Source organism: Pseudomonas fluorescens (genome assembly GCF_902498195.1).
GTDB lineage: Bacteria > Pseudomonadota > Gammaproteobacteria > Pseudomonadales > Pseudomonadaceae > Aquipseudomonas > Aquipseudomonas fluorescens_BU.
The window spans coordinates 67605-92141 of the sequence record NZ_CABVIY010000010.1 but is presented as its reverse complement, the minus strand read 5'-3'; the positions used below and the strand labels follow the sequence as shown (position 1 = coordinate 92141).

The following is a 24537-nucleotide window of genomic DNA, read 5'->3' as shown; positions in this document are numbered from 1 at the left end:
CTGTGGGTATTCCTTCCCGCAGGCGCCAGCCCAGCATAAAACCTTGCCCTGGTTAAAATAAAGGTAACGCCCATGAGCGCCAGCACCTCTGCAACCCTGCGTCATGACTGGTCTTTGGCCGAAGTCAAAGCTCTCTTCGTTCAACCCTTCAATGACCTGCTGTTCCAGGCGCAGACCGTGCACCGCGCGCATTTCGACGCCAACCGCGTCCAGGTATCGACCTTGCTGTCGATCAAGACCGGCGCCTGCCCGGAAGATTGCAAATATTGTCCGCAGTCCGGTCACTACAACACCGGCCTGGAAAAAGAAAAACTGATGGAGGTGCAGAAGGTCCTCGAAGAGGCCGCTCGCGCCAAGGCCATCGGTTCGACCCGTTTCTGCATGGGCGCGGCGTGGAAACATCCGTCGGCCAAGGACATGCCGTATGTGCTGAAGATGGTCGAAGGCGTGAAGGCCCTGGGCCTGGAAACCTGCATGACCCTCGGTCGCCTGGATCAGGATCAGACCGAAGCGCTGGCCAAGGCCGGCCTGGACTACTACAACCACAACCTCGATACCTCGCCTGAGTTCTACGGCAGCATCATCACCACCCGCACCTACAGCGAGCGCCTGCAAACCCTGGCCTACGTGCGGGAGTCGGGGATGAAGATCTGTTCCGGCGGTATCCTCGGCATGGGCGAGTCCCTCGACGACCGCGCCAACCTGCTGATCCAGCTGGCCAACCTGCCGGAGCATCCGGAGTCGGTGCCAATCAACATGCTGGTGAAAGTGGCCGGTACGCCGCTGGAAAACGCCGACGACGTCGACCCGTTCGACTTCATCCGCATGCTCGCCGTCGCCCGGATCCTGATGCCCAAATCCCACGTGCGCCTGTCCGCCGGCCGCGAAGCCATGAACGAGCAGATGCAGGCCCTGGCGTTCTTCGCCGGCGCCAACTCGATTTTCTACGGCGAAAAACTGCTGACCACCGCCAACCCGCAGGCCGACAAGGACATGCAACTGTTCTCGCGCCTGGGGATCCTGCCCGAAGCCCGCGAAGAGCATGCCGATGAAGTGCATCAGGCGGCGATCGAACAGGCACTGGTGGAGCAGAAGAGCAGCGAGCAGTTCTATAACGCCGCCATTTGATAGGCATCAATCGAGTGTGGGAGCGGGCTTGCTCGCGAAGGCGGCGTGACATTCAACATTGATGTCGGCAGTACGGACGCTTTCGCGAGCAAGCCCGCTCCCACCCTGGATTGGTATCACCGGATAGACGAGGCCTGCATGTCTTTCGATCTCGCCGCACGCCTGGCTGCCCGTCGTGCCGAAAACCTTTACCGCCAACGCCCGCTGCTGGAAAGCCCGCAAGGCCCCGAAGTGGTGGTCGATGGCCAGCCGTTGCTGGCGTTCTGTAACAACGACTACCTGGGCCTGGCCAATCACCCGCACGTGATCGAAGCCTGGCGTGCGGGTGCTGCGAAATGGGGCGTCGGTGGCGGGGCTTCGCACCTGGTGATCGGCCATAGCGGCCCGCATCACGCCCTTGAGGAAGCCTTGGCCGAACTGACCGATCGCCCGCGTGCGTTGTTGTTCACCACCGGCTACATGGCCAACCTCGGTGCGGTCACGGCGTTGGTGGGGCAGGGCGATACGGTGCTCGAAGACCGGCTCAATCACGCCTCGTTGCTGGATGCGGGGCTGTTGTCCGGCGCGCGCTTCAATCGCTATTTGCACAACGATGCGACGAGCCTGGCCAATCGTCTTGAGAAAGCCACCGGCAATACGCTGGTGGTGACTGACGGCGTGTTCAGCATGGACGGCGACCTTGCCGACCTGCCCGCGCTGGCCCGGGAGACCAAGGCCAAAGGCGCGTGGCTGATGGTCGATGATGCGCACGGTTTCGGCCCCCTGGGCGCCAACGGTGGCGGCATCGTCGAGCATTTCGGCCTGGGCATGGACGAGGTGCCGGTGCTGGTCGGCACGCTCGGCAAGGCGTTCGGCACGGCGGGGGCCTTTGTCGCCGGCAGTGAAGAGCTGGTCGAGAGCCTGATCCAGTTCGCCCGGCCTTACATCTACACCACCAGCCAGCCGCCGGCCCTGGCCTGCGCCACGTTGAAAAGCCTGGAACTGCTGCGCAGCGAGCACTGGCGTCGTGAACATCTGCAAGGCTTGATCCGCCAGTTCCGCCAGGGGGCCGAGCAGATCGGCCTGGAGCTGATGGACAGCTTCACACCGATCCAGCCGATCATGATCGGGGATGCCGGGCGCGCGGTGCGCTTTTCGCAAATGCTGCGCGAGCGCGGTTTGATGGTAACCGCGATCCGCCCGCCGACCGTGCCGGCCGGCAGCGCGCGACTGCGGGTGACCTTGACCGCGGCCCACAGCGAAGCGCAGGTGCAGCTATTGTTAGAGGGATTGGCCGATTGTTTCGGACAACTGGGACCGGAGCCGAGCAATGCGTGATCGACTGATTCTGCTGCCCGGCTGGGGCCTCGGCATTTCCCCGCTGGAACCGCTGGCCGCGGCCTTGCAAGGCCTGGACGAGCACCTGCGGGTGGACATCGAGCCACTGCCGGAGCTGGAGTCGAGTGATCCTGAAGAATGGCTCGATGAGCTCGACTCGACGATCCCCCAGGACGCCTGGCTCGGCGGCTGGTCGCTGGGCGGCATGCTTGCATCGGCGTTGGCGGCGCGTCGGGGTGATCGGTGCTGCGGTTTGTTCACGCTGGCGAGCAATCCTTCTTTTGTCAGCCATGAGCAGTGGCCGAGCGCGATGCCCGGGGAAACCTTCGATGCGTTTCTGGCGGGCTGCGCGGCGGACCCGCGCATGACCTTGAAACGCTTTTCGCTACTGTGCGCACAAGGCGCCGAAGACCCGCGCGGGTTGTCGCGGTTGCTGCTCGGTGGCGCGCCACACAGCTCGGCGTCCGTACTGATGAGCGGCCTGGAAGTGCTCGCGCAACTGGATACCCGGCATGCACTGCAGGCCTTTCGCGGCCCGCAGTTGCATCTGTTCGCCGGTCTCGACGGTTTGGTGCCGGCCGAGGCGGCGGGCGACTTGCTGACGTTGCTGCCCGATGTCGAAATCGGCCTGATCGAACAGGCCGGCCACGCGTTTCTCCTGGAAGATCCCCACGGTGTGGCGGGGGCGATCCAGGCCTTTTTGCATGAGTGCGGTGATGACTGATTTATCCCTTCCACTTCCCCTTCCAAAGCAGCCCGGCGGTTTGCCCGACAAACGCCAGGTCGCGGCCTCTTTCTCCCGTGCGGCGGCGAGCTACGACAGCGTGGCCGAGTTGCAGCGTGATGTCGGCAGCCAATTGCTGCGCCGATTGCCGGATGATTTCGTGCCGGAGCGCTGGCTCGACCTGGGTTGCGGCACCGGGCATTTCAGTCGCGCGATGGGTGAGCGGTTCCCGGCCGGTCACGGGGTGGCGCTGGACATCGCCGAAGGCATGCTCAATCACGCCCGGCCCCTGGGCGGTGCCACGCACTTCATCGCCGGCGATGCCGAGCGCTTGCCCCTGCACGACTCGACCTGCGACCTGATTTTTTCCAGCCTGGCGGTGCAGTGGTGTGCCGATTTCGCTTCGGTGCTCAGCGAAGCCCATCGCGTGCTCAAGCCTGGCGGGATTTTCGCGTTTGCTAGTCTGTGCGTGGGTACCTTGATTGAACTGCGTGACAGTTGGCGGCAGGTGGATGGCATGGTGCACGTCAACCGCTTCCGTGAGTTCGCGGTTTATCAACAGCTATGTGCGGCCAGCGGCTTGAAGGCGGTCAGCCTGGAAACCTGTCCTCACATACTGTATTACCCGGATGTGCGCAGCCTGACTCACGAACTCAAGGCGCTGGGCGCGCACAACCTCAACCCTGGCCGGCCGGGCGGATTGACCGGCCGGGCGCGAATTCTGGGGTTGATCGAGGCGTATGAGCAATTTCGTCAGGCCCAGGGCCTGCCGGCGACTTATCAAGTGGTGTACGCCGTTATGGAGAAACCCTTATGAGCGCAGCCTATTTCATCACCGGCACCGACACCGATGTCGGAAAAACCACGGTAGCCGCCGGTTTGCTGCACGCCGCGCGGTCGGCAGGCCTGAGCACGGCGGCGGGCAAACCCGTCGCCTCGGGTTGCGATGTGACGCCCAAGGGCTTGCGCAACGCCGATGCGCTGGCGCTGCTGGCGGAGTGTTCGCTGCCGTTGACCTATCCACAGGTCAACCCGCTGGCGTTCGAACCGCCCATCGCCCCGCACCTGGCAGCACGCGAGGCGGGCGTGGCGTTGACGGTGCAGTCGCTGTTGACGCCCATGCAGCAGATTCTCGACATGCAGGCCGACTTCACCTTGATCGAAGGCGCCGGTGGCTGGCGCGTGCCGTTGGCGGATCAGGACAACCTGTCTGACCTGGCCATCGCGCTGGGGTTGCCGGTGATCCTGGTGGTCGGGGTGCGCCTGGGGTGCATCAGCCATGCGTTGCTGACCGCCGAGGCCATTGCCCGGGACGGTTTGCAGCTGGCGGGGTGGGTGGCCAACATCATTGATCCGAAGACCTCGCGCCTGGAGGAGAACCTGGCGACCCTGGCCGAGCGTATCCCGGCGCCGTGCCTTGGACGGGTGCCGAAACTCAAGGTGGTGACGGCCGAAGCCGTGGCGGAACACCTGCAGCTGGATTTGCTCGACTAGATTTTGGCTATGACAAGGCACTGTGCCATTAGTGTTTTTGTCGGGTGTTTTGCTCAAGCCTCTGCTTCAATAGCCGCTGTTGATCCTTTACAAGGACGAGTTCTCCCATGGAAATCTCAGGAAACACCGCTTTTTATGCCGGTCTGAGCACCCTTCAGACAGGGCAGAACCGTGTCGATCAAGCCGCCGGGCAGATTGCCAACCAAACCCTGGAGCGTTCGGTCACCAGCCAGTCTTCCGAGGTTCAGGCCGATCGCCTGCGTTCGGTCGATCGCAGCCAGCAATCGGACCTGGCCAGCAACATGGTGGAAATGGCCCAAGGCAAATTACAGGTGGAATTGGGCGCCAAAGTCGCCAAGGCATCCGACGAAATGCTCGGTACGTTGATCGACACCTTCGCTTGATGCTTCGCTGAACCCGCCCCCCCGACGCCGCGATCCTTCGCGGCGTTTTTCTGCGTAAGTCCTTCTCTGCAAACTATTCTTTCCTGCATCGCGTGTTGCTCGGGCAACGCCGTTGCCCGGCTGCGCGCCCTGCATGGCGACGGAGTCGATGGCGATCGGCAAAAGATCGACGCTTGACAAGATTTAGGCGTAAACGTATGTTTCAAACAACTGTTTGACCGTCATACCACAACAACACGGTCGTTCATTCCCGGTTACATCAGCAGAGGTTTATCGCTATGCCTGACTACAAGGCCCCCTTGCGTGATATTCGCTTCGTTCGTGACGAACTGCTCGGCTACGAAGCGCACTATCAGAGCCTTCCGGCTTGCGCGGACGCAACTCCGGACATGGTTGACGCCATTCTCGAAGAAGGCGCCAAGTTTTGTGAGCAGGTGCTGGCACCGCTGAACCGCGTGGGCGACCTCGAAGGCTGCACCTGGAGTGAGTCCGGCGTTAAAACCCCGACCGGTTTCAAAGAGGCCTACAAGCAATTCGTCGAAGGCGGCTGGCCAAGCCTGGCCCATGACGTCGAGCACGGCGGCCAAGGCCTGCCGGAATCCCTGGGGCTGGCTGTCAGCGAAATGGTCGGCGAAGCCAACTGGTCGTGGGGCATGTACCCGGGCCTGTCGCACGGTGCGATGAACACCATCTCCGAGCACGGCACGCCTGAGCAGCAAGAGGCTTACCTGACCAAGCTGGTGTCCGGCGAATGGACCGGCACCATGTGCCTGACCGAACCTCACTGCGGTACCGACCTGGGCATGCTGCGCACCAAGGCCGAACCTCAGGCCGACGGTTCCTACAAAGTCTCCGGCACCAAGATCTTCATCTCGGCCGGTGAACACGACATGGCCGACAACATCGTCCACATCGTGCTGGCTCGCCTGCCGGACGCACCGGCCGGTACCAAGGGCATTTCCCTGTTCATCGTGCCTAAATTCATGCCGAACGCCGACGGTTCGATCGGCGCGCGTAACGCGGTGTCCTGCGGTTCCCTGGAACACAAGATGGGCATCCACGGCAACGCCACGTGCGTGATGAACTTCGACGCGGCCACCGGTTTCCTGATCGGCCCGGCGAACAAAGGCCTGAACTGCATGTTCACCTTCATGAACACCGCACGCCTGGGCACCGCGCTGCAAGGTCTGGCCCACGCCGAAATCGGCTTCCAGGGCGGCCTGAAGTACGCTCGCGATCGCCTGCAAATGCGCTCGCTGACCGGCCCGAAAGCACCGGAAAAAGCCGCTGACCCGATCATCGTGCACCCTGATGTACGCCGTATGCTGTTGACCATGAAGGCGTTCGCTGAAGGCAACCGCGCCATGGTTTATTTCACCGCCAAACAGGTCGACATCGTCAAATACGGCGTCGACGAAGAAGAGAAGAAGAAAGCCGACGCACTGCTGGCCTTCATGACACCGATCGCCAAGGCCTTCATGACCGAAGTCGGTTTCGAATCGGCTAACCACGGCGTGCAGATTTACGGCGGCCACGGTTTCATCGCCGAGTGGGGCATGGAGCAGAACGTTCGCGACAGCCGCATTTCCATGCTGTACGAAGGCACCACCGGTATCCAGGCGCTCGACCTGCTGGGCCGTAAAGTGCTGATGACCCAGGGCGAGGCGCTCAAAGGTTTCACCAAGATCGTCCACAAGTTCTGCCAGACCAACGAAGGCAACGAAGCGGTCAAGGAATTCGTCGCACCGCTGGCTGCACTGAACAAGGAATGGGGCGAGCTGACCATGAAGGTCGGCATGGCGGCCATGAAGGATCGCGAAGAAGTCGGCGCGGCCTCGGTGGACTACCTGATGTACTCCGGTTACGCCTGCCTGGCTTACTTCTGGGCTGACATGGCACGCCTGGCTGCCGAGAAACTGGCGGCCGGCACGACCGACGCGGCGTTCTACACCGCCAAGCTGCAGACGGCGCGCTTCTACTTCCAGCGCATCCTGCCGCGTACCCGCACGCACGTTGCAACCATGCTGTCGGGCGCCAACAACCTGATGGACATGAAAGAAGAAGACTTCGCGCTGGGCTACTAAGCCTTAACGCTGTTCTTCAAGAACCGCTGGTCCTTCGGGGCCGGCGGTTTTTTTTCGCCTGCTTATTATTGCCGGGGGCGATAGGTTTAACCGGGAAGTGCGCGTTATCGTTAAGGTCCATCGCGAGCGTGCTCGCTCCTACAGGGTATTTATAAAACTAACGCACAAGATTAGTTGCTGGAGTTCAAGTAGTGACTTCAGTTCGAGTTGCCTTTGGCACAATATGCAGTAAGTAAGCTTGACGCTGTTTCTCTGGCATTGACTCTCTTTCCAGGTTTGCATTGTTTCAATGCAGCAATAACTCTGCCAAATCTAAAACCCAGCACGGTAAGGCTTGTGCGTCAGGCGGGCTGGGCGTTGTGGGGGGTTATCCCCAAAACGGGGGCGTCTTTCCCCCGAAGTTGCGCAAGTGTTGGTTATTCAGTTCCCGCCAAATAAAAATTGTAAATTTAACCTTCCGAAATCTTTTGTTACGACTACAGTGCACTTAAGCGTCGCCGCAGAGCGACGAGCCAATACTTATCAGCCAACGATTAGCGAGCACTTCGCCAGTCCAGCCATGCCTTGTACCCGACAACTTCGGTTCGATGTCGTCGCGCGTGCGGGCAGCAAGGTGTCTGGCCATGAGTCCATCTCGCGACGGGTTAACCGGAGCCTGGCAACTCCGCTCTGTATCGGGAGAGTCACCATGGTCAAATACTTGCGAGTCCTGCACATCATCCCCCTGGTCTGCGCGCTCATGAGCGGCCTGTCACTGAACGCCGCTTTCGCCGCGGACCCCGAGGAGGTCGAGCCCCCCGTGCCGGAGGTGGAGGTGCCCAGCCTGCAATCGCTGCGCGGCATGATGCCCCCCGATCCCTCGGGTACCGAGGGCGGGCGCAAGGTCGATCTGATGACCGACTACGTGCTCAACCGCTCGGCGGCGGTGCTGTTGGGCAAGGCACTGTTCTGGGACATGGAGGTTGGCAGCGACAGCACCACCGCCTGCGCCTCCTGCCACTACCACGCCGGCGTCGATCACCGCACCACCAACCAGATCAACCCCGGCCAGGCGCACACCAACGCCAACGTCGCATCGATCTTCAACAAGCCGTTCATGGCTTCCGACATCCCGGGCGATGTGCCTTCCTACACGACCCGGTCCGGAGGCAAGGGCGGGCCTAATTACCTGTTGAAGAAAGCCGACTTCCCGACTCACGTCCTGTCCAACCCACTGGATCGTAATTCAGCCATCGTTTACTCGACTGACGACGTGATCGGTTCCCAAGGCGTGTTCGACGCCAACTTCGTCAAGCCCAACCAGCCGCGCTTCGACAAATGCACCCAGCAACCGGACGGGATCTTCCAGGTCGGCGGCATCAATGTCCGGCGCAGCACCGGCCGCAACGCGCCGTCGGTGATCAACGCCGCGTTCAACGTGCGCAATTTCTGGGATGGCCGGGCCAATAACGTGTTCAACGGCTTCTCGCCATTTGGTAACCGAGACCCCGATGCCGGGATCTACGTGACCAAGGACAACAGCGGCGTGGCGCTCAAGGTACGCCTGGCGCTTAACGATGCCTCCGCCGCCTCGCAGGCGGTCGGGCCTCCCGGCAGCGCCGTGGAAATGTCCTGCGGCGGGCGCACCTTTGCCGACATCGGCCGGCGCATGCTCGACACGCTGATGCTCAAGCAGCAGCGGATCGCCTCCACCGACTCGGTACTCGGCCCGGTGTCGGGAGCCCGTCGGCCAACCTACCGCGAACTGATCAAGAATGCGTTCCAGCCACGCCTGTGGAATGCCACGCAGCAAGTGTCGGTGGGGGGCGCGCCGTACACCCAGATGGAAGCCAACTTCCCGCTGTTCTTCGGCCTGGCGATCCAGATGTATGAAGCCACGCTGGTGTCCGACCAGGCGCCGCTGGATGCTTACTTGCAGGGTGATCACTCGGCCATGAACGCGCAGCAGGTCCAGGGCATGGAGCTGTTCCTGGGCAAGGGCAAGTGCGTCAATTGCCATGGCGGCGCGGAGCTGACCAACGCCGCCAGCCGTTTGCAGTTCCACCCCCGTGAGCGCATCGAACGCATGGTCATGGCGGACGGCCTGACGACGCTCTACGACAACGGTTTCTACAACACCGGCGTGCGCCCGACCTCGGAAGACCTGGCGCTCGGTGGCAACGATGCCTGGGGCAACCCGTTGTCCTTCACCCGTCAGTACAACACTGTGCTCAAAGGCGGGAAGATCCCGGACTCGCTGGATGTCGACGTCTGCACCTTCGAAGCGCCGTTGAGCGCGGCGATTCCCTGCGATGCGACGCTCCAGCCGAGCATCGGATTCCGTGATTCGGTCGATGGCGCCTTCAAGACGCCGACACTGCGCAACATCGCGTTGACCGGGCCTTACTTCCACAACGGCAGTCGCTCGACGCTCAAGCAGGTCATGGAGTTCTACAACCGGGGCGGCGACCGGCGCGGCGAAGATGCCAGCAACACCAGCGGTTTCGAGCACCCGACGGTCAACCAGCACAACGGCTCGAACCTCGATCCGGACATGACCAACCTCAACCTCACGCCCGATGAAGTGGATGCACTGGTCAAATTCATGGAAGTCGGCCTGACCGACCCGCGGGTCGCGTGGGAACGGGCGCCGTTCGATCATCCTTCACTGGTACTGCCTCAGGGCCACGTGGGTGACGAAAACGCCGTGACGCAAAAACCGGTCAGCCCGAAGATCACCACCCGCCAGGCGCAGGACGCCAACATCCAGCTCAGTCCGATCGGTGCTGAAGGCCGCAGGCCCGAAATGGGGCCACTGCAACCGTTCAACAACGATATTTGAGTGACCTCTCCCTGTCCCGCCATCGACCCCCTTCAAGGGGGCGGTGGCGGGTGTTGCATCCAGTTACGCATGATCAAAAAAAACCTGTCCCATCGCTCAGTAAGTCCGGGCAGCTGCCGTTAACAATGATGGCCATGTGACCTTGGTCAGAATGTGTGTGCTTATTGACCTGCATTGCAGGCACAATGCCATCAATTGTTATGACGGTCGGAGCTTTACCCTTGCCGCGTTCTTCCGCTGTACGTTTCAGTCATTTTTTGCCGTCATTGCTGCTGTTGTTGGCGGGGCTCGCGGCTGCGTACGTCAAGGATCTGAACGTCTTCTTCACCTCGCTGTTCAACGTGCTGCCCACCCTGGTGCTGCTGCTCGGCGGTGCCTACTGCGCGGTTTACCGACGTCAGCGTGAACTGTTCCTGATGGTCACGGTGTACATCGCCTACTTCCTGCTCGACACCCAGACCGATTACTACCGCGACAACGGCAAGGTGCGCGAAGACGCCGCCGTGGTCTTTCATTTGTGTTGCCTGCTGCTGCCGCTGCTGTTTGGCGTGTTCGCCGCGTGGCAGGAGCGAACCCACCTGTTCCAGGACATGGTGGCGCGTTTTGCCGTGTTGCTGGCGGTGGGCAGCGTGGCGTTGGGGCTGGAGCAGAGTTACCCCCAGGCGCTGTTGATGTGGCTGTCGGAGATCCGCTGGCCGTCCTGGCACGGGTCATGGATGAGCCTGATCCAGCTGTCGTATCCGGTGTTCATCGCCTCATTCCTGCTGCTGGCCTGGCAGTACTGGCGCAACCCGAGGCCGCTGCACGCCGCGCAACTGGTGGGTTTGCTCGGGCTGTTCTGGATGCTGCCGAAAACCTTCATCCTGCCGTTCACCCTGAACATCATGTGCAGCCAGGTGATGCTGATGATCGCCGCCGCCGTGGCCCATGAGGCCTATCAAATGGCCTTCCGTGACGAGCTGACGGGGCTGCCGGGGCGCCGCGCGTTGAACGAACGCATGCAGCGCCTGGGGCGCAACTACGTGCTGGCCATGAGCGACGTCGACCACTTCAAGAAATTCAACGACACCCATGGCCACGATGTCGGTGACCAGGTGTTGCGCCTGGTGGCCAGCAAGCTGGCGAAAATCGGCGGTGGCGGCAAGGCCTATCGCTACGGCGGCGAGGAATTTGCCCTGGTGTTTGCAGGCAAGACCCTCGAAGAGTGCATGCCGCACCTGGAAGTGATTCGCGAGTCCATCGCCACCTACAACATTCACCTGCGCAATCAGGACAACCGTCCGCAAGATGACAGTCAGGGCCGTCAGCGTCGCTCCGGTTCCAGCGCGTCGAGCGTGTCGGTCACGGTCAGTATCGGCGTCGCCGAACGGGTCGAGCAGCGCACCCCCGAAGAAGTGCTCAAGTCCGCTGACCAGGCGCTCTACAGCGCCAAGGGCGCCGGGCGAAACTGCGTGGTGGCCTTCGGGCAGACCCGCCGTGGCGCCGTGCGCATGGATGCCGCTGCGGTTGAGTGATGATGGCGCATTCAGCGTCTGGACTGTGATTGTGAGGCGTGGTTGCCAGCAGTAGGTTGAAGAAAACCTGCCGCCGGAGAAACGACCATGCCCGAGTACAAAGCTCCCCTGCGCGACATGCGCTTTCTGATCGACCACGTCTTCGACTTTCACAGCCACTACGCGGCACTGGGGGCCAACGACGCCAGCCCGGACATGATCAATGCGATCCTCGAGGAAGGCGCGAAATTCTGCGAGAACGTGCTGTCGCCCCTCAACCGCAGCGGCGACGAAGAGGGCTGCCATTTCGACAACGGCGTGGTGACGACGCCGGCCGGCTTCAAGCAGGCGTTCGCACAATACGTGGAAGGCGGCTGGCATGGTTTGGCGGCCGATCCGGCCTACGGTGGCCAGGGTTTGCCCAGCTCCCTGGGGCTGGTCATCAGCGAAATGGTGGCGTCCAGCAACACCTCGTGGGGCATGTACCCTGGCCTGACCCATGGCGCCATGTCGGCGATCCACGCCCACGGCACCGACGCGCAGAAACAGACCTACCTGAGCAAACTCACCGCCGGCCAATGGACCGGCACCATGTGCCTGACCGAAGCCCATTGCGGCACCGACCTGGGCATCATCAAGACCCGCGCCGTGCCCCAGGCCGATGGCAGTTATGCAATCTCCGGCAGCAAGATTTTCATCTCTGCCGGTGAGCACGACATGAGCGACAACATCATTCACCTGGTGTTGGCGAAACTGCCGGATGCGCCCGCCGGGACCAAGGGCATTTCACTGTTCATCGTGCCCAAGTTCCTGCCCGATGCCGCGGGCGAAGCCGGGGCGCGCAATGGCGTGTCGTGCGGGTCCATCGAACACAAAATGGGCATCAAGGCCTCGGCCACCTGCGTGCTGAACTTCGACGGCGCCCAGGGTTTCCTGATCGGTGAAGCCAACAAGGGCCTGAACTGCATGTTCACCATGATGAACCATGCGCGGCTGGGTACTGGCATGCAGGGTTTGTGTCTGGGCGAAGCGAGTTTCCAGGGGGCGATCAAGTACGCCAATGAGCGCTTGCAGATGCGCGCGCTGACCGGCCCGAAAGCGCCGGAAAAAGCCGCCGACCCGATCATCGTTCATCCCGACGTCCGCCGGATGTTGCTGACGATGAAAGCCTTCAACGAAGGCAACCGCGCGCTGACCTATTTCACCGCGCAGTTGCTGGACACCGCGCACCTGAGCGCGGACGCGGCGGCGCGCCAGGACGCCGAAGACCTGTTGGCGTTCCTCACGCCGATCTGCAAAGCCTTCATGACCGAAACCGGCCTGGAGGTGACCAACCACGGCATGCAGGTGTTCGGCGGCCATGGTTTCATTCGTGAATGGGGCATGGAGCAACTGGTTCGCGATTGCCGTATCGCGCCGATCTATGAGGGCACCAACGGTATTCAGGCGCTGGACTTGCTCGGGCGAAAAGTCCTCGGCAGCCAGGGCAAGCTGCTGCGGGGCTTTACCAGAATCGTCCACAAGTTCTGCCTGGCCAACGCCGCGCATCCACAGTTGGCCGTCCATGTGGCCCAGCTCAATGACCTGAATCGGCAATGGGGTGAGTTGACGACCCGGGTCGGCATGGCCGCGATGAACAATCCGGATGAGGTCGGGGCCGCCTCGGTGGATTACCTGATGTACAGCGGTTACATCATTCTGGGTTATTTGTGGTTGCGCATGGCGTTGGTGGCGCAGGCTCGGCTGGAAGAGGGCAGCGGCGATGCCGATTTCTGCCGGGCGAAACTGGCGACCAGCGAGTTTTACTTCAAGCGCCTGTTGCCGCGCACCGAGGCGCACCGGGCGGGGATCGAGGCGGGGAGTGATTGCCTGATGCAGCTGCCGGCGGAGCTATTCGCCCTCTGACACTGCCCCCTGTAGGAGCTGTCGAGTGTAACGAGGCTGCGATCTTTTAATGGCAAGATCAAAAGATCGCAGCCTTCGGCAGCTCCTACAATTCTTACGATTCCCTGTGTATCAAGCGATGACTAAAAATTACAAATTGGTCATGTGCTGACCCTATGTGTCGCAAAAGTTGTTGGGTTACACTCCGACACATCCAAAGCACCATTCCTGTGAATCACCTGTATTAGATCTTGCGAGGTTTGCCATGGCTGACTACAAAGCGCCCCTGCGCGATATGCGCTTCGTCCTCAATGAAGTCTTCGAGGTCGCCAAACTCTGGGCCGAGCTGCCGGCGCTGGCCGATACCGTCGATGCCGAAACGGTCGAAGCCATTCTCGAAGAGGCTGGCAAGGTCACCAGCAAAAGCATCGCACCCCTGAGCCGCGCGGCTGACGAAGAAGGTTGCCACTGGGCGGACGGTGCCGTCACCACCCCAGCCGGCTTCCCCCAGGCTTACCAGACCTACGCTGAAGGCGGTTGGGTCGGTGTCGGTGGCGATCCGGCCTACGGCGGCATGGGCATGCCCAAGGCGGTATCGGCCCAGGTCGAAGAAATGGTCAACTCCGCGAGCCTGTCGTTCGGCCTGTACCCGATGCTGACCGCGGGCGCCTGCCTGTCGATCAACGCCCACGCCAGCGACGAGCTGAAGGCCGCGTACCTGCCGAACATGTACGCCGGCGTCTGGGCCGGTTCCATGTGCCTGACCGAGCCGCATGCCGGCACCGACCTGGGGATCATCCGCACCAAGGCCGAACCCCAGGCCGACGGTTCCTACAAGGTCAGCGGCACCAAGATCTTCATCACCGGTGGTGAGCACGACCTGACCGAAAACATTATTCACCTGGTGCTGGCCAAGTTGCCGGACGCACCGGCGGGACCCAAGGGCATCTCGCTGTTCCTGGTGCCCAAGTTCATGGTCAATGCCGATGGCAGCCTGGGCGCGCGCAACCCGGCCAATTGCGGTTCGATCGAACACAAGATGGGCATCCAGGCGTCCGCGACCTGCGTGATGAACTTCGATGAAGCCGTGGGTTATCTGGTTGGCGAGCCGAACAAGGGCCTGGCGGCGATGTTCACCATGATGAACTACGAGCGCCTGGGTGTCGGCATCCAGGGCCTGGCCAGCGGTGAACGCTCCTATCAGAACGCCGTCGAGTACGCCCGTGATCGTCTGCAAAGCCGTTCGCCGACCGGCGCGCAGAACAAGGACAAGGTGGCGGACCCGATCATCGTCCACCCGGACGTGCGTCGCATGCTGCTGACCATGAAAGCCTCGAACGAAGGCGGTCGTGCCTTCTCGACGTATGTGGCCATGCAACTGGACACCGCCAAGTTCAGCGAAGACGCCACGACGCGCAAGCGCGCGGAAGATCTGGTGGCGCTGCTGACCCCGGTGGCCAAGGCGTTCCTCACCGACCTCGGCCTGGAAACCACGGTGCACGGCCAGCAGGTGTTCGGCGGCCACGGTTACATCCGTGAATGGGGCCAGGAGCAGCTGGTGCGCGACGTGCGCATTACCCAGATCTACGAAGGCACCAACGGCATTCAGGCGCTGGACCTGGTCGGGCGCAAGATCGTCGGCAGCGGCGGGGCGTTCTACAACCTGTTCGCCGACGAGATTCGTCACTTCACGGCCACCGCCAGCGCTGACCTGGCGGAGTTCACCAAGCCGTTGAACGATGCGGTGACCACGCTGGATGAGCTGACCGCCTGGTTGCTCGACCGGGCGAAAAACAACCCGAATGAAATCGGCGCCGCTTCGGTGGAGTACCTGCAAGCCTTCGGCTACACCGCTTACGCCTACATGTGGGCATTGATGGCCAAGGCGGCCTTGGGCAAGGAAGCGCAGGACGATTTCTACGCGAGTAAACTGGGCACGGCGCGGTTCTATTTCGCCCGCCTGTTGCCGCGCATCCACTCGTTGAGTGCGTCGGTGAAAGCGGGCAGTGAGTCGCTGTTTCTGCTGGACGCGGCGCAGTTCTGAGAATGTAACCTCATGTAAGCATTCTCTTACATGACGTGCTGCTGTTCTCCCATAGTAGCGAATTGGATCCACGGCTAATCTACTTCACATGGACGTAGCGCAGGAAGCGCAAAGCAACAACACGGACACGTAGGATTCTGCCAGGATGGCGGAGTGAAATGGATGTCAGGGAAACAGTCTGCAAAGCCCCGCTTCGGCGGGGTTTTCTTATGCCCGCGAAAAAGTATTCAGCTCAGGCCATCCCGTTCCGACGTGCTGTTCAAGCGCTCATCCGGCTGATTCATCACTTCTTCCAGCAAGGTGCGCAACAACGCCAGCGAGGCCTGTTGCCGTTGCACATCCCGACACACCAATCCGACTTTGAGTGGCACCCGTGGTTCGCTCAGCGGCTTCCACAGCAAATCCTTATTGCCATGGGCCTTTTGTGAGCGCCCGGGCAGCACGGTGGCCAGGCGCGTGTGCGGCAGGCTGTCGAGAATCCCAGCCATGTTGTTCAGTTCCGCCTGCACCTGCGGCCGCCGTCCCAGGTTCGCCAGCTGCGCCTGCCAGATCTGCCGCACCTGGAACTCCTCGCCCAGTAGCAGCATCGGCAGCTCGGCAGCCTGCTTCATGGACACTTTCTTGAATTCGCGCAACGGATGCTCCGCCGGGATGACAAGGGTCAGTTCATCTTCGTACAGCATCACGCCGTGCAGTCCCGGTTGCCGGGGTGGCAAATAGCTGATGCCGATGTCCAGCGAACCATTGAGCAGGCGTCGCTCGATCTCCAGGCCCGTCAATTCATAGATCTGCACCACCAGATGCGGTTGGGCCTTGCGCACCCGTTCGAGCATTTGCGGCACCAGGCTGGTGTGCACGGTCTGCAGGACACCGATGGCCAGTGTGCGCAACGCCTGGCCCTTGAAATTACCCAGCGCTTCGCGGGCCCGTTGCAAGCCGTCGAGCAAGGGCAGGGCGTGGTTGTACAGCGTGTGGGCCGCCAGCGTCGGCAACAGGCGTTTACTGCTGCGCTCGAACAGGCTGACATCGAGAGTCTGCTCGAGGTGGCGGATCTGCTGGGACAGCGCCGGTTGCGAGATCGACAGCCGTTCGGCGGCGCGTCCCACATGGCCTTCTTCGTAGACCGCGACGAAATAACGCAGTTGCTTGAAATCCATAAGTAATACTTATCGAAAATGCTCGGAAATCGAAATGGCTCAACGCCGTGTCTGCGCCTAGTCTAACCGCATTCATAAGGCTTACAGGGCCACAGAACGCGATGAATAGCGATTGCTTCGATGGTGTTTACATAGGTAACGCAAAAAACCTCAAGCGAGGGTTGAACCCATGAATCTGTTCAACCTGCGCCGTCATTCACCGAGCCTCGATGATCTGGTGGCTGACGCATCCTTTGCGTCCGGGGATGACATCCTGGCGAGCGAGTGTCTGATGCCGAGTGTCGAGCGGCCGCAGCAGGTGTTCGTCCGCGGCCAGGGTTCGTGGTTGTGGGACAGCGAAGATCGCGCGTATCTGGATTTTTCCCAGGGCGGCGGGGCCAATAGCCTCGGCCACAGCCCCAAGGCCCTGGTCAACGCGATAACGGCGCAGGCCCGGTCGCTGATCAATCCCGGCTTCGGCCTGCATAACCGCGGCATGCTCAACCTCGCCGAACGCCTGTGCCTGAGCACCGGTAGCGACCAGGCGTATCTGCTCAACACGGGCAGCGAAGCCTGTGAAGCGGCGATCAAACTGGCGCGCAAATGGGGTCAGCAGCACCGGGGCGGCGCTTCGCGGATCATCGTTGCCAGCAACGGCTGCCATGGCCGTAGTCTGGGGACGATGTCGGCGTCAGACAGTTCGACGCTGATCAACCGATTCGAGCCGCAACTTCCGGGTTTCAGCCCTGTGCCGTTCAACGACCTCCCAGCGTTGCACGCCGCCGTGGATGAGCGGACGGTGGCGATCATGCTGGAGCCGATCCAGAACGCAGCCGGGGTGATTCCGGCCACGGCCCATTACCTCAGAGGGGTCGAGCGCCTGTGTCGGGAGCTTGGCATCCTGCTGATCCTCGACGAAGTGCAAACCGGTATCGGTCGCTGCGGCACCGTGCTCGCCGAACAATCCTACGGCGTACGGGCCGATATCGTTGTGCTCGGCAAAGGCCTGGGCGGTGGCGTACCGCTGGCGGCCTTGCTGGCGCGGGGCAAGGCCTGTTGCTTCGACAGCGGCGAAATGAGCGGCACCCATCATGGCAATGCGCTGATGACCATGGCGGGCCTGGCCGTGCTCGACAGCGTGCAGGACAAAGGGTTTCTCGACCATATCGGGGAAACCGCCCAGCACCTGCGCGAAGGCCTGCAACGTTTATCCCATCGTTATGGCCACGGCGAATTGCGTGGCCAAGGACTGCTCTGGGGCCTGACCCTGTCCGACGATTGCGCGGAGGCGGTGGTCAAGGCGGCGCTGTACGAAGGCTTGCTGCTCGACGCCCCGCAACCCGACGTCCTGCGCTTTACCCCGGCATTGACCGTCAGCAAGGCCAACATCGACGAAATGCTGCTACGCCTGGCCCGGGCCTTCTCCCGTGTGCGCACGGCGCAATTGCAGTGCCGCAAAGGAATCGCCGTCTGACCGGACGCGCCCTGCCTGAATTCCCGAACCGTCTCGCGGTATAACGCACGCCCCACGCCTGATTCTTTTGGCGTGGGGCGTTTTTTTGTGGCTGGGTTTTGCACAAGGCAATTTCGGCTTGAGCCATGACGGGATCAGTGGCTTTTTACAGGGCGTCGGCAAGGAGTGCCGATGCTGGCGTAACAACTTTGTTGGGGCGTTGGCTTTGAGTTCCATACCACTGGGTGGTATGTTTTCAGGGAAGGGATGCCAATGTCACCAAGGCTGTTCAAGACAAAACGTTTTGCAATGCAGGCCGCGAAGGCATGGATCGGTGATGACGAGCTTCGGGAGGCGTTCGCCGAAATGCTGAATGGCCAGGCTGATAACCTGGGTGGTGACGTTTGGAAGAAACGTTTGAATGCCAACCGTCATCGGTCGATTCTTTTGGCAAAGGGAGGCCGTTACTGGGTGTATCAGTTTCTCTATGCCAAGAAGGATCAGAGCAATATCACTCCGAGGCACTTGGCCGACTTGCGCGAATTAGCCAAGACATCCGGAGGGCTGTCTGAGATGGGAATCCAGCGTTTGCTGGATATGAGGGAGTTTGTGGAGATACGTTATGAGTAAAAAATTCAAAAGTGAAATAGCGGAGTCGATTCACGAGTCTGCCAGTGCCTTGTTTGCCATCGGTGCAATAACAAAGGCGACCATGCGCGAGTTCGATGAGTCCTGTCTTGCGACCGTCCCGGACGCAATTCCAGCAGAGCAGATCAAAGCGCTGCGTGAGCGCAACAATGTCAGTCAGCCGGTGTTTGCACGTTACTTGAACACCAGCGCGTCCACGGTCAAGCAATGGGAGGCCGGGGACAAGCACCCCAGTGGCATGGCGTTGAAGTTGCTGAGCATCGTCCAGAAACACGGGCTTGAAATACTGGCCTGAGGAAAAGGGCTGAACCCTGACCAACGGCACAGGTCGATTGCATGTAGGGCTCGCATGAGCCGACTTCAATCAGGAGCTGACCCCATGGATTTTATTCGCATCATCATCGCCATTCTGTTGCCGCCGTTGGGTGTGTTTCTGCAAGTAGGGTTTGGCGGGGCGTTCTGGCTGAACATTCTGTTGACGTTGTGCGGTTACATTCCGGGGATCGTGCATGCGGTGTACATCATCGCCAAGCGTTGAGTCTGGCCCCGCCTGGTAGATAGCTTTCGCGGGCAAGCCCGCTCTCACAGGTTTTGTGTACACCACAGACTCTGTGGGAGCGTGCTTGCTCGCGAATGGCGGCGCCGCAAATTCTGCTCAGTCCAGCTGATCCATCACCCGCCGATAAAACAACCACTCCTGTTCCAGTGCATGGGCCTGGTTGCCGGCCTTGCGAAAGCCATGGCGTTCGTCCGCGTAGTAATGGGCTTGGACCGCAATGCCGTTGTTGTGCAGCGCCTCGACCATGTCCCGGGTCTGCTGCGGAACGACCACGGCGTCCAGTTCGCCCTGAAAGAAGATCACCGGCACGCGGATGTTGCCCGCGTGCAGCAGCGGCGTCCGCGCGGCATAGCGCTCGGCGTCTTGCACGGGATCACCGATCAGCCAATCCAGGTAGTCGCCCTCGAATTTGTGCGTCGCCCGGCCCAGGGCGACGGGGTCGCTGACCCCATACAGGCTGGCGCCGGCCCGGAATACGCTGCGGAAGGCCAGCGCACACAGTGTGGTGTAGCCACCGGCACTGCCGCCGCGAATGAATGCGTTGTCGCCATCAATCAATCCGCGTTCGGCGAGATGGCTGACCACCGCGCAAGCGTCTTCGACATCCACCTCGCCCCAACTCAAATGCAGCGCCTGCCGGTACGCTCGACCGTAACCGCTGCTGCCACGGTAGTTGAGGTCGGCGACGGCGAAACCGCGTTGGGCCCAGTACTGGATGCGGGGGTCGAGCATCGGGTAGCAGGCGGACGTCGGTCCACCATGGATAAACACCACCAGTGGCGGTTTTGCCTCGCCCGTCATGGCCGGGTAGAAGAAGCCGTGCGCCTGCCCCGCGCCGCTTGGATAGCACAGGGTTTGCGGGCGACTGACTTGCTCGGCGGGCAAGGGTGCGATACCGCCGGCAAGCACCTTGACCTGCCGGGTCTGGCGGTCGATGGCGATCACTGCCGAGGAACTGACCGGCGAGGCGGCGATGCAGTAAATGCACTGAGCATCCACGGCGAGGCTTCGGAAACGGGTGTAGTCGCCAGCAAACTCTTCAACGGCACCTGACCACAAACCCAACCGGCCGAAACCGCCTTCGGTCCAGCTCGCGAGGTAGCGATCGTCGGTCAGCGGCAGCCAGGTGCATCCGCCGAGTTGCCAGGGGGCAGGGCCATGATCGGCCGCCGCGCTCGGCAATGGGGTCAGGCCGCTCGCCGACTCCAGCCACGGTTGCCAGTAGCCGCCGCGATCCGTCAGGCAACCCAAACGGCCTCGGTTATCGAATCGCGGTTGTTGCAGGGACTCTTGAGCGTCATCGCCGGCCACGCAGCGGCCCGGGCCAAAGCCTCCGTCGCGTTGGCGTTCGGCAACCATCAACCGGGTGGCGGTCCACGGCTGATCCGGGCGACTCCACTCGATCCACGCCAGGCGTTGCACATCGGGACTGAGGGTCGGGGCGGCGTAGAAGTCGGCACCTTCGGCCAGCACATGGCGCTTGCCGTCAGCCAGATCGATGGCCACCAGCCGATGCCGGTCGCGGTTTTCTTCAACCGCCAGGACTTGGCCGCTGGCGAACTGCAAGTCGCCGTAACGGCAGACACCGGTGGTCAGCACCTCGGGCGCTTCGCCCTGAAACGATTGGCGATACAGTTGCTGGTCCGCTTCGTTGACGAACACCACCCCGTCGTCCGTCAGGCAAAACGCGCCACCGCCATATTCGTACACCCGACTGCGCACGCTGAAACCCGGTGGCGTCAGACATTTCGCGACGCCATCGCGCCAATGCCAGAGGCGGCAGGCGGCGTCCTCCGGGCGGTATTCGTTCCAGAACAAACCCTGTTGGCCGACCTGCAGTTCGGCAAAGTCGATGCCGGCCGCGACGGCCCTGGCGGCGCTGAAGGGTTCAGCTTTTGGCGATGAGGCGTGAATTTCGTTCATTGCGAAAGGCCAGTTGTCCAATGGTCTGGGTCGCGTGCTCGGCCTCTTCGCGGGCGGCGAGAATCACGCCGTGATGGTGCGACTTGCTGCACACCGGGTCGGCGTTGCTCGCGTCACCGGTGAGCATGAACGCCTGGCAGCGACAGCCACCGAAGTCTTTTTCCTTCTCGTCGCAGGAGCGACACGGCTCGGGCATCCAGTCGTAACCGCGAAAGCGATTGAAGCCGAACGAGTCGTACCAGATGTGCTGCATGCTGTGGTCGCGCACGTTGGGAAATTGCACCGGCATCTGTCGGGCACCGTGACACGGCAACGCGGTGCCGTCCGGCGTGACCGTCAGAAAAATACTGCCCCAGCCATTCATGCAGGCCTTGGGGCGTTCTTCATAATAGTCAGGCGTGACGAAAATCAACTTGCACGGATGCCCTTGGGCTTCGAGCCGGGCGCGGTATTCATTGGTGATGCGCTCGGCACGGACCAATTGCTCTTTGGTCGGCAACAGCCCGACCCGATTGAGCTGGGCCCAGCCGTAGAACTGGCAGGTGGCGAGCTCGACGAAGTCAGCCTCAAGCGCAATGCACAGCTCGATGATGCGGTCGATCCGGTCGATGTTGTGCCGATGGGTGACGAAGTTCAGCACCATCGGATAGCCGTGGGCCTTCACCGCGCGGGCCATCTCCAGCTTCTGCGCGAAGGCCTTTTTCGAGCCGGCCAGCAGGTTGTTCACCTGTTCGTCGCTGGCCTGGAAACTGATCTGGATGTGATCGAGCCCGGCCTTTTTGAAATCGCTGATTTTCTGCTCGGTCAGGCCGATGCCGGAGGTGATCAGGTTGGTGTAGAAACCCAGCTGGCGCGCCTCGGCAATCAGCTCGGCGAGGTCCTGGCGCACCAGCGGTTCACCACCGGAAAAGCCCAATTGCGCGGCGCCCATTTCCCGCGCTTCGCGAAACACCTTGATCCATTGTTCGGTGCTCAGCTCCTTGCCTTGTTCGGCGAAGTCCAGCGGGTTGGAGCAATACGGGCATTGCAGCGGGCAGCGATAGGTCAACTCGGCCAGCAACCACAGGGGCAGGCCGATGTCCGGTTTGGGCGGCACTTGCACCGATGAATCAGGCAAGTTCGATCCAGTGCTGAGCACGGGCGACCTCCATGAATTGCTCGATGTCGTCACCGAGCTCGGGCACGCCGGGGAACTGCTGATCGAGCTCGGTGATGATCGCCGCGACATCGCGCTGGCCATCGATCAAACCGCCGATCAGCGCGGCGCTTTCATTGAGTTTGATCATGCCTTCCGGGTACAGCAGCACGTGGCCTTTCTGTGCCGGTTCGTACTGGAAGCGGTAGCCGGGCCGCCAGGTCGGGGTCTTGCTGCGGTCGAAACTCATAGTGTAATTCCCTTATGCCAGACCCGTTGTTCGGTCACGCTGTGATAGGGCGGGCGCTTCAATTCGTAGGCCATGCTCATGGCATCGAGCATGCTCCAAAGAATGTCCAGTTTGAACTGGAGAATTTCCAGCATGCGCTCCTGGCCTGCCTGTGTCGTGTAGTGCTGCAAGGTAATCGCCAGACCGTGCTCGACATCACGGCGCGCCTGGCCCAGGCGCGTGCGGAAATACGCGTAGCCGGCCGGGTCGATCCACGGGTAATGCTGCGGCCAGCTGTCCAGGCGCGACTGGTGGATCTGCGGCGCGAACAGCTCGGTCAGTGAGCTGCTGGCGGCTTCCTGCCAACTGGCGCGGCGGGCGAAGTTGACGTAGGCGTCCACGGCAAAGCGTACGCCGGGCAGCACCAGTTCCTGGGAGCGCAGCTGGTCCGGGTCGAGCCCGACGGCCTGGCCCAGACGCAACCAGGCTTCGATACCGCCGTCTTCACCGGGAGCGCCGTCGTGGTCCAGCAGGCGCTGAATCCACTCGCGACGGATCTCGCGGTCCGGACAGTTGGCCAGGATCGCGGCGTCCTTGAGCGGGATGTTCACCTGGTAGTAAAAGCGGTTGGCGACCCAGCCCTGGATCTGTTCGCGGGTGGCCCGGCCTTCGTACATCGCCACATGGTAGGGGTGGTGGATGTGGTAGTAGGCGCCTTTGGCGCGCAGGGCGGCTTCGAATTCGGCGGGGGACATCGGGGTGTCGGTCATGCGGTTCTCCGGGGTATGGCCGGTGGATTCTTTGGTGTCTGATCGGACGCCTTCGCGAGCAAGCCCACTCCCACATTGGAATGCGGTCAACTGTGGGAGCGGGCTTGCCCGCGAAGGAACCATCCGCTACAGCACAATACTCATGCCGTCATACGCCACTTCAACACCCCGCCGATCCAGCTCCGCGCGCTGCGGCGAATCCTCATCGAGAATCGGGTTGGTGTTGTTGATGTGGATAAGCACCTTGCGCTGCTTGGGCAGTTGCTCCAGCACTTCAAGCATGCCGCCGGGGCCGTTCTGCGCCAGGTGGCCCATCTCCCGACCGGTGCGGGTGCCGACGCCGCGGCGCTGCATTTCATCGTCGTCCCACAGCGTGCCGTCCACCAGCAGGCAATCGCTGCCGGCCATGATCTCCAGCAACGGCGCATCGACCTTGCCCAGGCCCGGTGCGTAGAACAGCTTGCCGCCGGTGTTCAGGTCTTCGACGATCAGGCCGATGTTGTCGCCCGGGTGCGGGTCGAAGCGGTGCGGCGAATACGGCGGCGCGGCGCTGCGCAAGGGCAGTGGGGTGAAGCGCAGGTTCGGGCAGGCCGGGATGCTGAAGCTCTGGTCCAGTTCGATGCGGTTCCAGCTCAGGCCGCCGTTCCAGTGGGTCAGCATGTTGAACAGCGGGAAACCGCTGCTCAAATCCTCATGGACCATGTCGGTGCACCAGACCTGATGCGGGCACCCTTCGCGCAGCATGAGCAGGCCGGTGGTGTGGTCGATCTGGCTGTCCATCAGGATGATCGCGCTGATCCCGGTATCGCGCAGGGCGCGGCCCGGTTGCATCGGGGCGAAGCTCTGAAGCTGGGCGCGGATGTCCGGGGAGGTGTTGCACAGCACCCAGTTCACGCCGTCATCGGAAATCGCGATGGACGACTGGGTTCGCGCCTTGGCCCGCAGGCTGCCGTCGCGAAAACCTGCGCAGTTCACGCAGTTGCAGTTCCACTGGGGGAAACCGCCGCCGGCGGCGGAACCTAGAATCTGGACAAACATGGGTGCTCCATCATTTCAACGCTGAAAATAAAAACGCCTCGGCAAACCGAGGCGTTGAAACCACAAGACAAACTTAGCGGCTGGCGAAGTACATGGTGACTTCAAAGCCGATACGCAGGTCGGTGTAAGCAGGTTTGGACCAGGTCATGGGGGCGCTCCTTAAGGTGATGGGACAGTAGAGACCTATACATATAGTCCACCTCCGGCGGGAGATGTTCAGATAGTTAGGCAGCTATGTTACTCAAAATTTCAC

The 24537-nt window shown here is 61.7% G+C and carries 22 protein-coding genes; 15 read left to right on the top strand and 7 right to left on the bottom strand.

What is annotated here, in order from left to right; all coding sequences use genetic code 11:
• Positions 1-72 precede the first annotated feature (72 nt).
• The 11 genes from bioB to F8N66_RS30010 all read left to right on the top strand — a co-directional run bounded on the left by bioB (position 73) and on the right by F8N66_RS30010 (position 15393).
• Positions 73-1128 (top strand): biotin synthase BioB, encoded by a 1056-nt coding sequence (gene bioB, locus F8N66_RS30065; protein ID WP_150773526.1) that lies wholly within the window; start codon positions 73-75, stop codon positions 1126-1128.
• 138 nt (positions 1129-1266) lie between these two features.
• Positions 1267-2445, top strand: coding sequence for an 8-amino-7-oxononanoate synthase (gene bioF / locus F8N66_RS30055; protein ID WP_150773525.1), 1179 nt, complete (start codon positions 1267-1269; stop codon positions 2443-2445).
• Positions 2438-3169 carry an alpha/beta fold hydrolase gene (locus F8N66_RS30050; protein WP_150773524.1) on the top strand — a complete coding sequence of 244 codons (732 nt, stop codon included), beginning with the start codon at positions 2438-2440 and terminating at the stop codon, positions 3167-3169. The genes bioF and F8N66_RS30050 overlap by 8 nt, the downstream gene beginning before the upstream one ends.
• Positions 3162-3986 carry a malonyl-ACP O-methyltransferase BioC gene (gene bioC / locus F8N66_RS30045; protein WP_150773523.1) on the top strand — a complete coding sequence of 275 codons (825 nt, stop codon included), beginning with the start codon at positions 3162-3164 and terminating at the stop codon, positions 3984-3986. The genes F8N66_RS30050 and bioC overlap by 8 nt, the downstream gene beginning before the upstream one ends.
• The gene (gene bioD, locus F8N66_RS30040; protein WP_150773522.1) at positions 3983-4663 is read left to right on the top strand and encodes a dethiobiotin synthase; all 681 of its coding nucleotides are present in this window, start codon (positions 3983-3985) and stop codon (positions 4661-4663) included. Before bioC ends, bioD begins: the two co-directional genes overlap by 4 nt.
• 107 nt (positions 4664-4770) lie before the next feature.
• Positions 4771-5067: a pyrroloquinoline quinone biosynthesis protein PqqE gene (locus F8N66_RS30035; protein ID WP_150773521.1), complete on the top strand. Its 297-nt coding sequence runs from the start codon at positions 4771-4773 to the stop codon at positions 5065-5067.
• Positions 5068-5345: 278 nt separating this feature from the next.
• On the top strand, positions 5346-7151 hold the full coding sequence (locus tag F8N66_RS30030) for a phenylacyl-CoA dehydrogenase (RefSeq protein ID WP_150773520.1): 1806 nt from the start codon (positions 5346-5348) through the stop codon (positions 7149-7151).
• Between the two features lie 739 nt (positions 7152-7890).
• Positions 7891-9972: a cytochrome-c peroxidase gene (locus tag F8N66_RS30025; protein ID WP_412070761.1), complete on the top strand. Its 2082-nt coding sequence runs from the start codon at positions 7891-7893 to the stop codon at positions 9970-9972.
• 221 nt (positions 9973-10193) lie between these two features.
• Positions 10194-11486, top strand: coding sequence for a GGDEF domain-containing protein (locus F8N66_RS30020; RefSeq protein WP_150773518.1), 1293 nt, complete (start codon positions 10194-10196; stop codon positions 11484-11486).
• A gap of 87 nt (positions 11487-11573) precedes the next feature.
• The gene (locus F8N66_RS30015) at positions 11574-13370 is read left to right on the top strand and encodes an acyl-CoA dehydrogenase C-terminal domain-containing protein (RefSeq protein WP_150773517.1); all 1797 of its coding nucleotides are present in this window, start codon (positions 11574-11576) and stop codon (positions 13368-13370) included.
• 244 nt (positions 13371-13614) lie between these two features.
• Positions 13615-15393 carry an acyl-CoA dehydrogenase C-terminal domain-containing protein gene (locus F8N66_RS30010; RefSeq protein WP_150773516.1) on the top strand — a complete coding sequence of 593 codons (1779 nt, stop codon included), beginning with the start codon at positions 13615-13617 and terminating at the stop codon, positions 15391-15393.
• A gap of 227 nt (positions 15394-15620) precedes the next feature.
• Here F8N66_RS30010 and F8N66_RS30005 read toward each other — a convergent pair whose 3' ends face one another.
• The gene (locus tag F8N66_RS30005; RefSeq protein WP_150773515.1) at positions 15621-16550 is read right to left on the bottom strand and encodes a LysR family transcriptional regulator; all 930 of its coding nucleotides are present in this window, start codon (positions 16548-16550) and stop codon (positions 15621-15623) included.
• 169 nt (positions 16551-16719) lie between these two features.
• Between F8N66_RS30005 and F8N66_RS30000 the strand changes: the two genes are divergently transcribed.
• The 4 genes from F8N66_RS30000 (at position 16720) to F8N66_RS29985 (ending at position 19168) form a co-directional block, all read left to right on the top strand.
• On the top strand, positions 16720-18003 hold the full coding sequence (locus tag F8N66_RS30000; protein WP_150773514.1) for an aspartate aminotransferase family protein: 1284 nt from the start codon (positions 16720-16722) through the stop codon (positions 18001-18003).
• A gap of 252 nt (positions 18004-18255) precedes the next feature.
• Entirely contained in the window at positions 18256-18612 is a 357-nt protein-coding gene (locus F8N66_RS29995; RefSeq protein WP_150773513.1) for a type II toxin-antitoxin system RelE/ParE family toxin, read from the top strand.
• The gene (locus F8N66_RS29990) at positions 18605-18925 is read left to right on the top strand and encodes a helix-turn-helix domain-containing protein (protein WP_150773512.1); all 321 of its coding nucleotides are present in this window, start codon (positions 18605-18607) and stop codon (positions 18923-18925) included. Before F8N66_RS29995 ends, F8N66_RS29990 begins: the two co-directional genes overlap by 8 nt.
• Positions 18926-19009: 84 nt before the next feature.
• Complete coding sequence (locus tag F8N66_RS29985) at positions 19010-19168, top strand: YqaE/Pmp3 family membrane protein (RefSeq protein ID WP_003228885.1); 159 nt, start codon at positions 19010-19012, stop codon at positions 19166-19168.
• Positions 19169-19285: 117 nt separating this feature from the next.
• Here the strand turns inward: F8N66_RS29985 and F8N66_RS29980 are convergent, their stop codons facing one another.
• From F8N66_RS29980 to pqqA, 6 genes are all read right to left on the bottom strand, one after another.
• A complete protein-coding gene (locus tag F8N66_RS29980) occupies positions 19286-21112 on the bottom strand; it encodes an alpha/beta hydrolase family protein (RefSeq protein ID WP_150773511.1) in 1827 nt (608 codons plus the stop codon).
• Positions 21078-22250, bottom strand: a complete 1173-nt coding sequence (gene pqqE / locus F8N66_RS29975; protein ID WP_150773510.1) for a pyrroloquinoline quinone biosynthesis protein PqqE — start codon at positions 22248-22250, stop codon at positions 21078-21080. The genes F8N66_RS29980 and pqqE overlap by 35 nt, the downstream gene beginning before the upstream one ends.
• Positions 22222-22497 carry a pyrroloquinoline quinone biosynthesis peptide chaperone PqqD gene (gene pqqD / locus F8N66_RS29970; protein WP_150758522.1) on the bottom strand — a complete coding sequence of 92 codons (276 nt, stop codon included), beginning with the start codon at positions 22495-22497 and terminating at the stop codon, positions 22222-22224. The genes pqqE and pqqD overlap by 29 nt, the downstream gene beginning before the upstream one ends.
• Positions 22494-23246, bottom strand: a complete 753-nt coding sequence (pqqC, locus tag F8N66_RS29965; RefSeq protein WP_150773509.1) for a pyrroloquinoline-quinone synthase PqqC — start codon at positions 23244-23246, stop codon at positions 22494-22496. Before pqqC ends, pqqD begins: the two co-directional genes overlap by 4 nt.
• 126 nt (positions 23247-23372) lie before the next feature.
• Positions 23373-24284, bottom strand: a complete 912-nt coding sequence (gene pqqB / locus F8N66_RS29960; RefSeq protein WP_150773508.1) for a pyrroloquinoline quinone biosynthesis protein PqqB — start codon at positions 24282-24284, stop codon at positions 23373-23375.
• A 73-nt stretch (positions 24285-24357) separates the two neighbouring features.
• Positions 24358-24432, bottom strand: coding sequence for a pyrroloquinoline quinone precursor peptide PqqA (gene pqqA, locus F8N66_RS29955; protein WP_003194766.1), 75 nt, complete (start codon positions 24430-24432; stop codon positions 24358-24360).
• Between the last annotated feature and the right edge of the window lie 105 nt (positions 24433-24537).